At 54.3% G+C, this 15,104-nt stretch carries 13 protein-coding genes (1 of these 13 running past the window's edge); 5 read left to right on the top strand and 8 right to left on the bottom strand.

From position 1 onward, the window contains the following. Window positions 1–712: the 5' end (the start) of a YadA C-terminal domain-containing protein gene (locus EDF78_RS25820; RefSeq protein WP_243839461.1), read on the bottom strand. It extends 842 nt beyond the left edge of the window; the window shows 712 of its 1,554 coding nt (coding positions 1–712); the start codon lies at window positions 710–712; its stop codon lies beyond the left edge, outside the window. Between the two features lie 330 nt (window positions 713–1,042). Between EDF78_RS25820 and EDF78_RS15710 the strand changes: the two genes are divergently transcribed. Beyond that, window positions 1,043–1,369: a hypothetical protein gene (locus tag EDF78_RS15710; RefSeq protein ID WP_037034705.1), complete on the top strand. Its 327-nt coding sequence runs from the start codon at window positions 1,043–1,045 to the stop codon at window positions 1,367–1,369. Window positions 1,370–1,470: 101 nt separating this feature from the next. Here the strand turns inward: EDF78_RS15710 and EDF78_RS15715 are convergent, their stop codons facing one another. After that, window positions 1,471–1,776 (bottom strand): EthD family reductase, encoded by a 306-nt coding sequence (locus EDF78_RS15715; RefSeq protein ID WP_119827220.1) that lies wholly within the window; start codon window positions 1,774–1,776, stop codon window positions 1,471–1,473. Window positions 1,777–1,929: 153 nt separating this feature from the next. On the opposite strand from EDF78_RS15715, the gene EDF78_RS15720 reads away from it, so the two are divergent. Beyond that, window positions 1,930–3,309, top strand: coding sequence for a sodium:proton antiporter (locus tag EDF78_RS15720; RefSeq protein WP_133823444.1), 1,380 nt, complete (start codon window positions 1,930–1,932; stop codon window positions 3,307–3,309). A 32-nt stretch (window positions 3,310–3,341) separates the two neighbouring features. Here the strand turns inward: EDF78_RS15720 and znuB are convergent, their stop codons facing one another. Together znuB and znuC are read right to left on the bottom strand one after the other, a co-directional pair. Continuing rightward, the gene (gene znuB, locus EDF78_RS15725; protein ID WP_119827216.1) at window positions 3,342–4,127 is read right to left on the bottom strand and encodes a zinc ABC transporter permease subunit ZnuB; all 786 of its coding nucleotides are present in this window, start codon (window positions 4,125–4,127) and stop codon (window positions 3,342–3,344) included. Next, window positions 4,124–4,882: a zinc ABC transporter ATP-binding protein ZnuC gene (gene znuC / locus EDF78_RS15730; RefSeq protein WP_133823445.1), complete on the bottom strand. Its 759-nt coding sequence runs from the start codon at window positions 4,880–4,882 to the stop codon at window positions 4,124–4,126. The genes znuB and znuC overlap by 4 nt, the downstream gene beginning before the upstream one ends. 95 nt (window positions 4,883–4,977) lie before the next feature. Between znuC and znuA the strand changes: the two genes are divergently transcribed. From znuA to lpxM, 3 genes are all read left to right on the top strand, one after another. Continuing rightward, window positions 4,978–5,910 carry a zinc ABC transporter substrate-binding protein ZnuA gene (znuA, locus tag EDF78_RS15735; RefSeq protein ID WP_095921790.1) on the top strand — a complete coding sequence of 311 codons (933 nt, stop codon included), beginning with the start codon at window positions 4,978–4,980 and terminating at the stop codon, window positions 5,908–5,910. A 20-nt stretch (window positions 5,911–5,930) separates the two neighbouring features. After that, window positions 5,931–7,265, top strand: coding sequence for a murein DD-endopeptidase MepM (mepM, locus tag EDF78_RS15740; RefSeq protein WP_133823446.1), 1,335 nt, complete (start codon window positions 5,931–5,933; stop codon window positions 7,263–7,265). Window positions 7,266–7,358: 93 nt separating this feature from the next. Continuing rightward, the gene (gene lpxM / locus EDF78_RS15745; protein ID WP_095921792.1) at window positions 7,359–8,339 is read left to right on the top strand and encodes a lauroyl-Kdo(2)-lipid IV(A) myristoyltransferase; all 981 of its coding nucleotides are present in this window, start codon (window positions 7,359–7,361) and stop codon (window positions 8,337–8,339) included. Window positions 8,340–8,384: 45 nt separating this feature from the next. On the opposite strand, the gene EDF78_RS15750 is transcribed toward lpxM, so the two are convergent. The 4 genes from EDF78_RS15750 to EDF78_RS15765 all read right to left on the bottom strand — a co-directional run bounded on the left by EDF78_RS15750 (window position 8,385) and on the right by EDF78_RS15765 (window position 14,978). Then, on the bottom strand, window positions 8,385–9,605 hold the full coding sequence (locus tag EDF78_RS15750; RefSeq protein WP_133823447.1) for an MFS transporter: 1,221 nt from the start codon (window positions 9,603–9,605) through the stop codon (window positions 8,385–8,387). Between the two features lie 81 nt (window positions 9,606–9,686). Then, window positions 9,687–12,071 carry a GNAT family N-acetyltransferase gene (locus EDF78_RS15755; protein WP_133823448.1) on the bottom strand — a complete coding sequence of 795 codons (2,385 nt, stop codon included), beginning with the start codon at window positions 12,069–12,071 and terminating at the stop codon, window positions 9,687–9,689. A 14-nt stretch (window positions 12,072–12,085) separates the two neighbouring features. Then, on the bottom strand, window positions 12,086–13,396 hold the full coding sequence (locus EDF78_RS15760) for a lysine N(6)-hydroxylase/L-ornithine N(5)-oxygenase family protein (protein ID WP_133823449.1): 1,311 nt from the start codon (window positions 13,394–13,396) through the stop codon (window positions 12,086–12,088). Window positions 13,397–13,409: 13 nt separating this feature from the next. After that, on the bottom strand, window positions 13,410–14,978 hold the full coding sequence (locus EDF78_RS15765; RefSeq protein ID WP_133823450.1) for an aspartate aminotransferase family protein: 1,569 nt from the start codon (window positions 14,976–14,978) through the stop codon (window positions 13,410–13,412). Between the last annotated feature and the right edge of the window lie 126 nt (window positions 14,979–15,104).

A 15,104-nucleotide genomic window follows, 5' to 3' on the forward strand; every position in this document is an offset into this window, starting at 1 on the left:
CCTGCGGCGTCAGTTGCGCGGTCTGAACCAGAGCTACCGGGGTTTTCTGCGGAGCAATTTGTGGCGTTGCCTGCGGCGTCAGTTGCGCGGTCTGAATCAGAGCCACAGGAATTTTCTGCGGAGCGATTTGTGGCGTTGCCTGCGGCGTCAGTTGCGTGGTCTGAACCGGTGCGACCGGCGTTTTTTGCGGCGCCGATGGAGTAATCAGTGTCGGAGTAAGTTGCTGAGTCTGGGCAGGAGCTACAGGTGTTTGTTGTGCCACATTCAAAGTAACAGCGGGAACAACATCAAGTTTTACCGGCGCCAGAGGCTGAGTTACAGGAGGAGTAACAACGGGAGCCACAACGTTTTTAAGTTGCATAGGTATTTCTTCGACCGGAACTGTAGCACTGCCATTCCAGTATGTATTTCTAAGTAAAACATCATGTACTTGTTGAAGACTATTAGACGTCAATATGTCTTGTTTGATGTACTCAGGATAATTTTGGTGATCTGAAATATATTGATTTGCTATTGCTAAATCATTCCCCGTCAGGGCTGCTTCAGCACCAGGCGTCACTGCGCCAGCAGAGATGATCACAACCCCAGCCAGAACCCTCCTTACAGTCGAAGCCGACACGCCAAAATACCGCGCTAATTCCGTTTTATTTATGTTCCCTGCTGTGTAGGCAGCGATGATCTGAGTGTTGCGTTCTGTAAGCTGAGTGTTCATTTGTTTTTTCCGACATTGAAATAAGTATCTGTTAGCGACAAATAAGAAGCATTATCAGAACGCTCTTTCTGTCTCTTCACGAAAATCATACATGCGGTGAATGTGACTTGCTTCACGCATTCACCGAACGTTTGACTTATGTCAAGAAACGTAAAGTTATAGCGCTACATGAATTTGTTTCACTTAGCGCGCTTATTTGTCGCTAATGGACACAAATTTGAGTGTCTGGAATGTAAAGATCTAGGAATTTTCGTAGCGAATAGCGACAGGATGAAATCTCTATGAGATTCCTGTACAATGCGCAGGGTTATGTAAATTGGAGATAAGTTTATGGCAGATAACGCAAATGAGTTCCTGGACTATGTCCGGAGGCTGGATATCGACCAGCCCGCGTTGTGTATCCTGCTTGGACTGCCCCGCAGCACGTTAAATAAGTGGATCAACGGCACGGTGACGCAGATCCCACAAGTGGCGGTAACGGCAGTCAGAATGCTGTGGTTTATGCGTAAGAGTGATGAAGCACTGTTTGAAAAATGGGCAATGGTGCAGGATTTTGGCGTCACCGCCGATTATGCGGTCAATGATAAGGCGCAGGAATTTTTGCATACCATCAGGCGCGAGCCGAGTGCGCCAATCAAAAAGTTACTGATGAAATAATGGCGCTGGCCGGGTTTTATACAGCGTCCACGCGACAATAAAAAAGGCGGCTAACCTGACGGGTTAATCGCCTTTTTTGCCTTCAGGGCAGGGTGAATGGCTCAGACAACGACGTCAAAAATCATCTTCACCGGTTCGATATTGGTAAAATTCGGTACGTCCGCAATGAAATCCGCAGCATTGTCTTTCATGCCCTTTTCAAAGTCTTCCATTGAGTTGCAATAGATGTGGCAGGCGGCGATAAACGGCGTGTCGGCGGGTGCGCCTTCCTGCATTTTGTCGATAGCGTAAGAATGGCAGAACTCACCCATACGGCGCTTGATCAGCGGTAAATGCACATCGCGATAGTAATCATGATCAAAGGTTCCGTTTTCGATATTTGGGTACAGCACGCTGTATTTAATCACTTATGTCTCACCTTTTTCCCGGATAAAAATCAATTTTAGCGCAGCGGCTGGCGTCGTGCCGCGCCATTTGTGCCCGCTGGGCTTTGTCCTAAAAATCATTCAGCTATCCATATGTACTACGCTTAATAGATTGATATTAAGTATGGGATACGCATGGGATTTTTAGGTTGGACAGCGGCGGTCGGAGGACTGCTATTGATTATGTCACTGGCATCGGGGTGGATTTCCCGCGGACCGGTGACGACGTTTGGTTTGTATCTGGCGGCGGGTATTGTCTGCGGCCCCTGGGTTCTGGATTTATTGCATATCGATCTGGTGGCGTATTCCACGCTCACCGCCCATTTCACTGAGATCGCCATGGCGGCGTCATTGTTTATTACCGGTCTGAAGCTGCGGCTGCCGTTTCGTGCGCAAAGCTGGCGCGTCGGCGTATTGCTGGCCTTTCCGGCGATGTTACTGACAGTGCTTTGTGTCGCGGTGATTGCCCATTACATCACCGGGATTTCCTGGCCGCTGGCACTGGCGCTGGGTGCGATTATCGCGCCAACGGATCCGGTGCTGGCCAGCATGATCGCAGTGAATGACGCTAATGACGATGACGGATTGCGCGTCGCGCTGTCCAGCGAAGCGGGAATGAATGATGGTTCCGCGCTGCCGATCCTGATGCTGGCCCTGATGCTGATTACCGCGCACGACGGGGTGTCCTCGCAGGAACTGTGGCACTGGGCGGGCCGCGATGTGGTGTGGGCTTTACTGGGCGGGCTGGCGATAGGGTTTGCGATGGGGAAACTGGTGGGGCTGAGCGCGACACGTTTTCACAGCCGTCAGCGCACGGTCGCTCCCAGTGATTTTCTGGCGCTGGCGCTGATTGCGCTCAGTTATGCCGCCGCGCAGTCTCTCGATGCTTCCGGTTTTCTGGCCGCCTTTGCGGCCGGTGTCGGGCTGCGCAGCGCCGAGGTGCGGGTGGTTTCGATGCATCCGCCGGAGGATCTGACCGACGGCTCGCGTCCGCCACCGGCCGAAGGGATGGTCAATCCGCATCAGCGTCATTCGATGCAGGCAGAAATGCCGCGTAATTCTATCGGGCTGATGGTCGGCGATGCACTTTCCTTTGGCGATACCATTGAACGCATTTTTGCCGCCGGGATTGTCATGGTGCTCGGCATCACGCTGGCTGAGCACTGGGAACCGATGGGATTACTGATCGCGGCGCTGCTGTTTATCGTCATCCGTCCGCTGGCGGTGTATATCACCACCCTTGGCGTCCATGTGCCTAAGGGCAGGCGGCTGATGATCGGCTGGTTTGGTATCCGGGGCATCGGCAGCATGAACTATATCGCCTACGCCTGGACGCACGGGTTGCATGGCGCGGACGCCAATTACATGACCAATATTGCCTTTACGGTGATTGTTACCAGCGTGGTGATCCACGGCGTGACGGTGTCGCCGGTATTACACTGGCGGCAGGCGAGACAGGAAGCGGCGAGGGAAGAGCGGGAACAACGGGAAAAAAATCAGGAAAAAGAGGCATAAAAAACGGACGCCCGATGGCGTCCGTTTTGCTGTCAGGCGATCTGTTTTTTGCCCAGACTGAGCATGAACAGCACGGCGGCACAGAGTACGACCGAAGGGCCTGCCGGAGTGTCATAAAACGCGGAGAAGGTCAGGCCCGCAGTGACGGCAATAATGCCCACGGCCACGGCAACGGAGGCCATCTGTTCCGGCGTTTTGGCGAAACGACGCGCCGTGGCGGCAGGAATAATCAGCAGGGAGGTGATGATCAGCGCACCGACAAATTTCATTGCCAGCCCGATGGTCAGGGCGGTGACCAGCATCAGAATGATCCGCGACCGTTGCAGGTTCACGCCATCGACATGGGCGAGTTCCGGACTGATGGTCATGGAAAGCAACGCCCGCCATTGCCAGCACAAGACCGCAATGACCACCGTGACACCGGCCGCAATCATCCAGATATCGCTGTAAGTGACTGACAGCAAATCGCCGAACAGATACGCCATCAGATCCACCCGCACCCCGGACATCAGGCTGACCACGACCAGACCAAGCGACAGCGCGCTGTGCGCCATGATCCCCAGCAGGGTATCCACCGCGAGATGCGGTTTGCGCTCTAGCGCGACCAGCAGGATAGCCAGTAACAGCGTGACGGCGATAACGGTATAAAACGGATTGATATTGAGCAACAGGCCAAAAGCGACACCGAGCAGTGACGCGTGCGCCAGCGTGTCGCCAAAATAGGACATACGACGCCAGACCACGAACGAACCCAGCGGACCGGCCGCGACAGCCAGTAACACACCGGCCAGCCAGCCCGGTAATAACAGCGCAATCATGCGTCACGACCTCCGGTATTACGTAAAATGATCTTCCCTTTTAAATCATGACGATGGTTGTGATTGTGGCGATAAATCGCCAGTTGCTCCGCGCCGCGGTTGCCGAACATGGCAATAAATTCCGGATGCGTGGAGACCACTTCCGGCGAGCCGGAACAGCAGATGTGCTGGTTCAGGCACAGCACTTCATCCGTTTTTGCCATCACCAGATGCAAATCATGCGACACCATCAGCACCGCACAACCCAGTTCGCAGCGAAGGCTGTCGATCAGGTTGTAAAGCGCGAGTTGCCCGTTGACGTCAACGCCTTGCGTCGGTTCATCCAGCACCAGCAATTGCGGGCTGTTCATTAATGCACGCGCCAGCAGGACTCGCTGATTCTCGCCACCGGATAACTTTTGCATCGGTTGATCCAGCAGATGCGCGGCCTGAACGCGTTTAAGAGCAGGCAGAATATCGCTTTTCTTCACGCCAGGTTTGAGACGCATAAAGCGATTGACGGTGAGCGGCATGGTCGGATCAAGGTGAATTTTTTGCGGAACGTAGCCGATACGCAAGCCCGGTTCGCGGGTCATGACGCCTTCTGTGGGCGCAATCAGGCCAAGCACCACACGGACTAATGTGGATTTTCCCGCCCCATTCGGGCCGAGAAGGGTCAGGATTTTCCCCGGTTGCAGGTTCAGCGAGATGTTAGACAGCACGCGTCTGGAACCGAAAGTCACTGATATATTTTGGAGCGTAGCTAATGTGGGCATGTCATAGGGTCTTGCAGAACAAATCGGATGTTATAATATTGCGTTTCGCGAAAAATAACCAGTTTTCCCCCAACCTGAAGATGAGTTCACCCCGCATGATACAGAAAAAAAGCGTTAAACGGATGTTTCTGGCCGCCGCAATATTGAGTTCAGGAGCCGTTTTCAGCGCGCAGGCTGCCGTTCTTGCCTCCGTCCGTCCGCTGGGGTTTATCGCATCAGCCATTGCTGACGGGGTGATGCCGACCGAGATTTTGCTGCCGGATGGCGCATCGCCACATGATTTTGCCCTGCGTCCTTCCGACATTCAGCGTATGCGCAGCGCCGATCTGGTGGTGTGGGTCGGGCCGGAAATGGAAGCCTTTATGACCAAGTCAGTGGCCCAGTTGCCACCAAACCGTCAGGTGGCGATCGCCACGTTACCGGCGGTGAAACCGCTGCTGCTCAAAGGCAGTGATGATGACGAGCATGACCATGATCACGGGCATGATCATGACGGCGATGAACACCATCATGGCGAATATAATATGCACGTCTGGCTGTCGCCGGAAATCGCCCGTGAAGCGGCAATTGTGATCCATGACCGGCTCGCAGAGCTGGTTCCGCAGAAAAAGCAACAATTAGATGCAAATTTGGCACGATTTGAAGACGGATTGACAAAAACTGACAAAAATATTGGTACTATGCTGCAGCCTGTGCAGGGTAAGGGATATTTTGTTTTTCACGACGCTTACGGTTACTTTGAAAAACACTTCGGCCTCGCGCCACTTGGTCACTTTACGATCAACCCTGAAATTCAACCCGGTGCACAGCGATTACACCTCATTCGAACACAGTTGGTTGAGCAAAAAGCGACCTGCGTTTTTGCTGAGCCACAATTCAGGCCAGCCGTCATCACGGCTGTTGCCCAGGGAACAAAAGTGCGTATGGGCACATTGGATCCGCTGGGGAGCGGCATTGCACTGGGTGCGGACAGCTATGTGAACTTTCTGTCACAGCTGACGAACCAGTACCTGAGCTGCCTGAAGTAAGCTAAAAGGACAGAATTTAAGTGCAGCTGATAGCCCGATCTATCGCTCTGGCGTATAGCAACCTTCCACGGCCCCACCGCATTATGCTGGGGTCACTTACCGTCGTCACACTGGCTGTGGCCGTATGGAAACCGTTAGCTTATCACCCGGACAACGACCTTTCTGATACCAGACCGCTGGTTAAAAACATTACCCTCGATAATCAGCAGTTGCGTTCATTGCTTCCTGAAGCCAGTGAACCTATCGACCAGTCTCCTCCCGCTGACGACGATATCCCGCAAGATGACCTTGACGATAAAACCGTCAATGAAGCGGGTGTTCATGAATATGTCGTGTCAACCGGCGATACCCTCAGCAGTATCCTGAATCAGTACGGCATTGATATGTCGGAAATCGCCGCGCTGTCTGACGCTAACCGTGATTTACGTAACCTGAAAGTCGGGCAGCAGATCTCCTGGACACTCAATGATGCCGGTGATTTACAGCGTCTGACCTGGGAGAAATCGCGCCGTGAGACGTACACCTTTGACCGCTCCGGCAACAGCTTTAAAGCCTCGCTGGAAACCCTGAAAGGCGAATGGCGGGATTCCGTCGTCAAAGGCTCGCTGAACGGCAGCTTTGTCACCAGCGCGAATGCGGCGGGGCTGAGCAGCGGCGAAGTCAGCGCGGTGATTAAAGCACTGCAATGGCAACTCGATTTCCGCAAACTGAAGAAAGGCGACGACTTTGCCGTGCTGATGTCCCACGAAGTGCTGGACGGTAAGAACGAGCAAAGCGAATTGCAGGCTGTGCGTATGCGTACCGGCGGCAAAGATTATTACGCCGTGCGTGCCGAAGACGGCAAGTTCTATGACCGCAGCGGCAGCGGGCTGGCGAAAGGCTTCCTGCGTTTCCCGACCGGCAAACAATACCGTGTCTCCTCTAACTTCAACCCGCGTCGTCTTAATCCGGTGACGGGCCGCATTGCGCCACACCGTGGTGTCGATTTCGCCGTCCCTGTCGGGACGCCGGTGCTGGCTGTCGGTGATGGCGAAGTGGTGGTTGCCAAAAATGGCGGCGCAGCGGGTAACTATGTGGCGATCCGCCACGGTCGTCAGTACATGACCCGTTATATGCATCTGCGCAAAATTCTGGTGAAACCGGGTCAGAAAATTAAACGCGGTGACCGCATCGCGCTTTCCGGTAATACCGGCCGTTCCACCGGCCCGCATCTGCACTTCGAAATGTGGATTAACCAGCTGGCAGTGAATCCGCTGACCGCTAAATTGCCGCGTACCGAAGGGCTGACAGGTAAAGATCGCAGTACTTATCTGGCCACCGTTCGTCAGGTTGTTCCTCAGCTGAAGTTTGACTGATCGCTTAGGTTTTAATGATTAGCCGCCGTGATTTATTGCAAAATAACTCACGGCACTTATCATTAAGCCAGAATTTGATATAAGAGCCTGAGCATGCAGCCAGAAAAAGAAAAACGATCCAACGTAGAGTTCATCCCGCAGTTTCAGAAAACCTTTTATCATCCACGTTACTGGGGCGTCTGGCTGGGCGTCGGTGCGATGGCCGGTATGGCGTATTTGCCCGCAAAAGTCCGTGACCCGATCTTAGGCAGTCTCGGCCGTCTGGCCGGAAAGTTTGCCAAAGGCGCGCGTCGCCGTGCACAAATCAATTTGTTGTATTGCCTGCCGGAAACCCCGGAAGCTGAGCGTGAGCACATCATTGATGAGATGTTCGCGACAGCGCCGCAATCGATGGTGATGATGGCTGAACTGGCGATCCGCGATCCCAAAAAAGTCATGCAGCGCGTTCACTGGCACGGCAAAGACATTGTCGATCAGATGAAGGCGGAAGGTAAAAATGTGATTTTCCTGGTGCCCCACGGCTGGGCGGTGGATATTCCGGCGATGCTGATGGCGGCGGAAGGTCAGCCAATGGCGGCGATGTTCCATAATCAGAAAAACCCGCTGACTGATTATCTGTGGAATACCGTGCGCCGCCGTTTTGGTGGCCGCATGCATGCCCGCAACGACGGCATCAAGCCGTTTATCAGTTCGGTACGTCAGGGTTACTGGGGCTACTATTTACCGGATCAGGATCACGGTGCGGAACACAGTGAATTCGTGGATTTCTTCGCGACCTATAAAGCGACATTGCCTGCGGTGGGTCGCCTGATGAAAGTCTGCCGCGCCGCGATCGTACCGCTGTTCCCGGTGTATAACGGCCACGAACAACGTCTCGATATCTATGTACGCCCGCCGATGGACGATCTGGCGACGGCGGACGATAACCGTATCGCGCGCAGAATGAATGAGGAAGTGGAGGTGCTGGTCGGGCCGAATCCGGAGCAGTACACCTGGATCCTCAAACTGCTGAAAACCCGTAAACCGGGCGAGCCGGAACCCTATTCGCGCAAAGAACTTTACCCTAAAAAGTAAGCGAATAAAGATCTGAAAAGCTGAGGCTCGCACCTCAGCTTTTTTTTAAGTTTTTTTCCCGGAACGTCGGAGAAATAACGCGATCAGCACCACCCCGGCCACGCCGGAGAACATGCCTGTGAGCATAAAAATCCCGTTGCCGTAGGCAAAATAGAATTGCTTGGCGACTTCGATGCCCGCCGCAAACACAGCGATGGTGATCAACCCCAGCGCGGCCGCGACGGTGCCTTTGCCGGTCGGGCTGGAAAAGAGCGTCAGGCGGTAAAGTCCGGCATTCACCAGCCCTGATCCCAGCGCATAAAGGCTCAGCCCGCCAATGATCCACAGCCAGGCATGCACCATAAACAGCGACGCATACGCGCTGATTGCAAGGCCGAGGACAATCGGAATGATGCCCGACCAGACCGGTGTGCGGATATTCACTTTTCCGCTGAGTTTGCTCAGGGTGATGTTACCGATGATCAGCCCGGTGAACACCGGCACCTGCAACCCTCCGTACTGAAGCGGCGTCATTCCCGCATCCTGAATCAGCCACACCGGCGACTGTGCCACCCAGGCCAGCAGAGGAAGGGTGATCAGCCCGATGGACAGCGAACCGAGCATCACGCCGGAATTGCTGAAGACTTCACGGTAATCGCTCAGCAGTCGGCGCAGGGAGAAGCGTTCGCCACGACCTGACACGGTTTCCGGCATGCTGCGCCATAATCCCCAGAATGACAAAGCCGAGACCAGAGCAAACAACGCAAACATCGCTTTCCACGGTGCGTAATGAATAAACGCCGCGCCCGCCAGCGGTCCGAGCAGCGGGGCGATCAGGGTAATGTTCGCCATCAGCGCCATCAGTTTGACGCTCAGGGTTTCGCTGAACGCTTCCTGAATGGCGGCGTACCCGACAGCACCGATAAAGCACAGACTCATGCCCTGCAAAAAGCGCATCAGAATGAACTGTTCGATATTTCGGGTGAAAACGGTCAGCAAACAGGTGACGGTGAAAAAGGCCACGCCAGCCAGTAAAACCGGTCTGCGACCCAGCCGGTCGGACAGCGGACCGAGCAGCCATTGCAGCAAAATTCCGCCGCACAGATAGGCGGTCAGCGAGGTCGACACCCAGTCGGCGCTGGCGCTGAAGTCACTGATCACCTGCAACATGCCGGGCTGGATCATATCGTGGGCGATATAGGTGGCGAACTCGAATAATACCAGCGACAACGGGAACAGCCACTGGCGCGCGCTGAGTGTGGAGGCGGGCGGTGAAAGGGACGACATAACGATAATTCTCCGGTACTCAACATTGAAAAAGCGCGGCCTGTGAAAGCCGCGCTAAAGTGCATTACGTTAACGTTTTATTCAGTAGCGGTTAGCGTACGCCGCGATCGGGTTTTCCAGCGTTCCGGCAAATTTCAGGTTCTGTGCCGGGTCCGACAGGTTAATCATCTGCTGGTTATTCGCCAGTTGCAGACGGTTCAGGCAGGAGTGCGTGAACTCGGCACCGAACATGTCATAACGGGCAAATTTCTCCGCCAGTTCCGGATACTGAATCTGGTAATCACGCACCACGTCGGCGACCACCTGCCAGAACTGACCGGCCGGATAATCGCCATGCTCTTCAAGAATACGGGCGATAAAGCGGAACACACCGGCAAACACGTCGGTGAAGATCGACAGGATTTTCAGATCCTCCGGAACGTCCACCGCCAGACGTTTGGCTTTTTCAGGCAAATTGGCGTCCGGGTTCATTACCGCGATTTCTTCGGCAATATCCTTCATGAAGGCATTCACCGGGATGTTATTTTCAAAGCGCAGGATCAGGTTTTCACCGTGCGGCATAAACACCAGATCGTACTGATAGAAACAGTGCAACAGCGGGCTGAGATAAGCGTGCATGTAGCGTTTGAGCCAGTCACCGGTCGCCAGACCGGATGATTTGATCATCTCGACAATCAACGCATCGCCATGTTTATCGGTATGCAGCAGGGCGGCCATGGTCATCAGACGCTGATTTGGCTGCAACCGGGCGACAGGGTTTTCGCGCCACAGCGCCGCAAACATTTTTTTATACGCGCTGTCGCCTTTAATGGCCTGTTCAAAGTAATGGTTGTGGTAACCGAGGGAAGCCACTTCCTGCAGGATGCTGAAGCCGGTGGATTGCAGGTAAGCGTCGTTTTCGACCAACTCGGCCAGCCATTCGTTGATCCCCGGCGTGGTCGCCATGTAGTAAGGCGACAGGCCACGCATAAAGCCCATGTTCAAGATCGACAACGCCGTTTTGACGTAGCGACCTTCGGGACGGCTGGCGTTATAAAAGGTACGGATTGACTGTTGCGCCAGATAGTTATCCTCACCTTCACCGAGATAAATCAGGAACTGGCGGGCGATGTCCGGGGCAAAAACGGTCAGCAGTTTGTTCTGCCACTGCCAGGGGTGAACCGGCATGAAATAGTACTTTTTCGGGTCAACACCGCTATCCACCAGCTTTTGCGTGAAGGCGCAAATTTGCGCATCACCCAGTTCTTCAGCGATCAGTTTTTCATACGGCAAACCCGCGACGCTGGCGAAATGCGCTTTGTCGTGGTGAACCGCGACCCACACCAGTGGCAGCGGATTGGCGGCTTCCGGCGCATAGCGCACGTAGTCACCGGCATCGAAACCAATACGACCATTGTTGGCGATAAAGCTCGGATGGCCTTCAGTCATGCTGGCTTCTACGGTCTGGAAATCGGCTTCAGACAGCTGTTTGGCTGTGGTGTGGTTATTCACCAGTTTGTAGGCGCTGCTGTACAGCGTGCTGCTGATTTCTTCCAGATAGGTCGGCAGCATGGCCTGGGAAATGCCAATCTGATCGGCGAATTCAATGATGAATCTGACGGCATCCAGCGGCTGCGGGTTGAAATTATCCAGACGCTGAATGCTGTCGAGGTCAATCATCCAGTCGTTCAGGGGCAACTGACGCGCACGGAAGCGATATTCAATTTCCGACGCCGGCACTACCAGCTGGTAATCCGTCCAGGTGCCGGTAGTTTTCAGTGCCTGCGGGGCCAGCAGACGTTCGTGCGTCAGTTCTGACAGGCATTTACGCAACAGCAGGGCATTGGCTTTCGCCCAGATGTCCGGTTGCAGGTGCTGACCGGTTTGCAGAGTCGCGGGAGTCATAGTGGTTTTTTCCTTCTGGCTGGCCTTAATGAAATCTTCACGCTGGCAAAATGCCAGCCATGCAGTTTTATGTGTCAGTTGAATCTGTTTCTGATAGCGGAAACCGGCACGCTTATTCAGCTTGTGAATTTTCTCGTTGCGCACATCCGGCTCGACCACCACGCGTTTCACTTCCGGCTGGCTGAACAGGTATTCCATCACGGCGGAAAATACCTGCCAGCTGAAACCTGCGACAGGTTTGTCCGCCGGAGAGAGCAGAATATGCATGCCCATATCCCCCGGCTGCACCTCGTAATGCTCATGCAGCGGGTCGTCCTGCACCGGATAACATTCGATCAGAAATTGCGGCTGACTGTCGATTTCACCCATCAGCGCGGCCTGAGGTTTTCCTCTGGTCAGGTCGCGGTAAAAACTGTCGACGTCGGCGACGGTACTGTTTTGCATGCCCCAGAAATGCGCATAAGACTGGATCATCCAGCCGTGTAACACGGCCGCATCTTTTTGCAAATCCAGCGGGCGGAAGGTCACTGTTCCGGCGGCGCGCTGGCACGAATAGACGCGGGCGGGTAAGGGTTCAGACATAGATACGTTCTCCGTTAGTTTCCGGCAAGGCCGCGGGTGCAGAAGGTCTGGAAAGCGATGGATTTCTCCACCGGATAGACTTCGCGCCCCAGCATTTCGCGAATAATGGTGCTGTTGCGGTAGCACGCCATGCCCAGATCGGGGGTGACGAAACCGTGGGTATGCAGCTCGGCGTTTTGCACAAAAATCTGGTTGTGTGCATCGATGCTGTAATTGCGGTTGACCGCATAACGGCCTGCCTCATCCCACTGAATGCGGGGGTAAATGCCTTCGATAAATTGCGGCGGCTGATAGCCGTAACCGGTCGCGAGGATCACCGACTCGGTGCGGTGGCGGTATTCCTGCTGCTGTTCGTGATGCAGCAGGCTCATTTCCAGTTCGCCGCTGCGGTTGCGGGTCATCGCGGTCAGTTCGGAATGGGTGTACAGATCCACCTTCAGCGGACCGTCGAGGCGTTTGATGTACATCAGATCGTAGATATCGTTGATAAGGCTGATGTTAATGCCCTTATACAGGCACTTTTGCTCCCGGTTGAGCTGATCGCGTTTGGCCATCGGCAGGTTGTGAAAATAGTCGATGTATTCCGGCGAGGTCATTTCCAGCGTCAGTTTGCTGTACTCCAGCGGGTAGAAACGCGGCGCGCGGGTGACCCACGTCAGGTGGTAATCGTGTTTATCGATGTCGGACAGCAGGTCGTAGTAGATTTCAGCGGCGCTCTGACCGCTGCCGACCACGGTGATGGATCGGGCGTTCTGTACCTGCTCTTTGTTCGGCAGATAGGCTGAGGAATGGTGCACGTTTTTGCCCGCATCACGGGCGCAGGCAGGCATCCACGGCGACGGGCCGGTGCCCAGTACCAGCCGTCTGGTGCGGTAAACCTGCTTATCACCGCCTTTGGTAGAGCGCGCCGCGACCAGATAGCATTCCTGTTCCGCATCCCAGGTCACCAGTTCCACGCGCGTGGAGAATTGCAGGCTGGTCAGTTGCTGGCAGGCCCACTGGCAATACTGGTTAAACTCTTTGCGCATCATGAAGAAATCTTCACGGATGTAGAAAGAGTAAAGTTTACCTTTCATTTTCAGGTAATTGAGGAAGCTGTAAGGGCTGGTCGGGTCTGCGAGCGTCACCAGATCCGCCATAAACGGTGTCTGTAAATGCGCGCTTTCCAGCATCATGCCGGTGTGCCAGTCGAAGCTGTCATTCTGATCTAAAAACAGACCGTTCAGCTCTTTCACCGGCTCGGTCAGGCAGGCCAGCCCGAGATTGAACGGGCCGATGCCGATGGCGATAAAATCGTAGATTTGCGTGTCTGGGGTGATGTTCATGATGCAGCTCCTGTTACCGGTTTTTCGCGGCGCTCAGCGCGGCGGCTGTCAGTTCTTTGCCGTAATGCGTGATCAGGCTGAGCACGTCGGCAACGTCTTCCGTGGTGGTGGTCGGGTTCAGTAAGGTGAATTTCAGATACTGACGGTCATGCACTTTGGTACCGGCGATCACGGCACTGCCGTCGCGGAAAATCGCCTTGCGGATCCCGGCGTTGATCGCATCAATTTGTTCATGGTTCATCGACATACGCGGAACGAAACGGAACACCAGCGTGCTCAGTTCCGGCTTGTGCAGCACCTCGATATTCGGGTTCTGCTCCATCATCTGATGGGTTTCTGTTGCGCGCGCCAGCAGCACATCGAAGGATTCACCCAGCGCCTGTTGGCCCATAATCCGCAGCGTCAGCCACATTTTCAGCGCATCGAAACGTTTGGTGGTCTGAATGCTTTTGTTCACCAGATTCGGCGTGCCTTCCAGTTTTGCACTCAGCGGGTTCAGGTATTCGGCGTGATGGGTGACATGCTCCAGATGGCTGTGATCGTTAACCAGGAACGCGCTGCAACTGACCGGCTGGAAGAAGGATTTGTGGTAATCCACGGTGACGGAATCCGCCAGATGAATGCCTCCAATACGCTGGCGATGCTGAGGAGATACCAGCAGGCCACAGCTGTATGCGGCGTCAGCGTGCATCCAGATTTTTTCTTTGCGGCAGATTTCTGCAATGTCATTCAGCGGATCGATGCTGCCAAAGTCTGTCGTACCGGCGGTGGCAACAACGGCAATCGGGATCAGCCCTTCGGCATGACAACGGTCGATTTCGGCTTTGAGCGCACTCATGTCCATACGGAAGGCGCTGTCACAGGCAACCGGCACCACGGCGTCATAACCCAGGCCGAGCAGGGCGGCAGATTTCTGAATGCTGAAATGGCTTACCTGGGAGCTGAAGATGCGCCAGCGGTTAGCTTCCGGCGGCAGCCCCTGATATTTGATGCTGTGTTGCGGGCGGGTACGTTTGCAGTGGCTGTCACGCGCCAGCAGCATCGCCATCAGATTTGACTGGGTACCGCCGCTGGTGAAGATGCCATCCGATTGCGCACCAAATCCGATACGGGCCAGTGTCCAGTCGATGACTTTTTGTTCGATTAAAGTGCCGCCTGCGCTCTGATCCCAGGTGTCTACCGAGGAGTTAATGGCGCTGATAAACAGTTCCGCCAGTTGGGAAGGGACCACCGTCGGACAGTTGAGGTGCGCGAGGTATTTGGGATGATGAAAATAGACGGCGTGTTGCAGATATAAATCATCCAGTTCCTCCAGCGCCAGCCGTGTTCCGTCTAAAGGTTTAGTCAGATCAATATGGCGAAATTGCTCGGCTAATTCCGCGGGGGAGACACCTGAAAAAGGTTTCTCAGTATGGTTAATATGGGATTTAATTAATTCAATCCCTTGCTCAATGTGTGCCTGCCATTCCTGCGTGCTGTGTTGGTTAAAAATATAACCCTCATTCTGGCTTATTTTCGCCTGAGTCATTGTAAGGTCTTTGGCGCTGACCGGCATTATTTCCCAATTATTTATCTGGCTCATCATGGACCCTTAATGTGTGTCCTTTTTATCCGCAGCGGGCGTGGGGAGGCCGCCCGGATAAAGTCAGGATTTTTTCAGTGAACGTAAGCATCAGCAGGCAGGGCTGATGGCCACGCCTGTAAAGTG

Origin of the sequence: Rahnella sp. BIGb0236 (assembly GCF_004364755.1) — a bacterium.
Classification (GTDB): Bacteria; Pseudomonadota; Gammaproteobacteria; order Enterobacterales; family Enterobacteriaceae; genus Rahnella; species Rahnella victoriana.

Coding starts and splice junctions, on each gene's coding strand:
- EDF78_RS15710 (WP_037034705.1), top strand. CDS start 1,043: ATGGCAGATAACGCAAATGAGTTCCTGGACTATGTCCGGAGGCTGGAT.
- EDF78_RS15720 (WP_133823444.1), top strand. CDS start 1,930: ATGGGATTTTTAGGTTGGACAGCGGCGGTCGGAGGACTGCTATTGATT.
- znuB (WP_119827216.1), bottom strand. CDS start 4,127: ATGATTGCGCTGTTATTACCGGGCTGGCTGGCCGGTGTGTTACTGGCT.
- znuC (WP_133823445.1), bottom strand. CDS start 4,882: ATGCCCACATTAGCTACGCTCCAAAATATATCAGTGACTTTCGGTTCC.
- znuA (WP_095921790.1), top strand. CDS start 4,978: ATGATACAGAAAAAAAGCGTTAAACGGATGTTTCTGGCCGCCGCAATA.
- lpxM (WP_095921792.1), top strand. CDS start 7,359: ATGCAGCCAGAAAAAGAAAAACGATCCAACGTAGAGTTCATCCCGCAG.
- EDF78_RS15750 (WP_133823447.1), bottom strand. CDS start 9,605: ATGTCGTCCCTTTCACCGCCCGCCTCCACACTCAGCGCGCGCCAGTGG.
- EDF78_RS15755 (WP_133823448.1), bottom strand. CDS start 12,071: ATGTCTGAACCCTTACCCGCCCGCGTCTATTCGTGCCAGCGCGCCGCC.
- EDF78_RS15760 (WP_133823449.1), bottom strand. CDS start 13,396: ATGAACATCACCCCAGACACGCAAATCTACGATTTTATCGCCATCGGC.
- EDF78_RS15765 (WP_133823450.1), bottom strand. CDS start 14,978: ATGAGCCAGATAAATAATTGGGAAATAATGCCGGTCAGCGCCAAAGAC.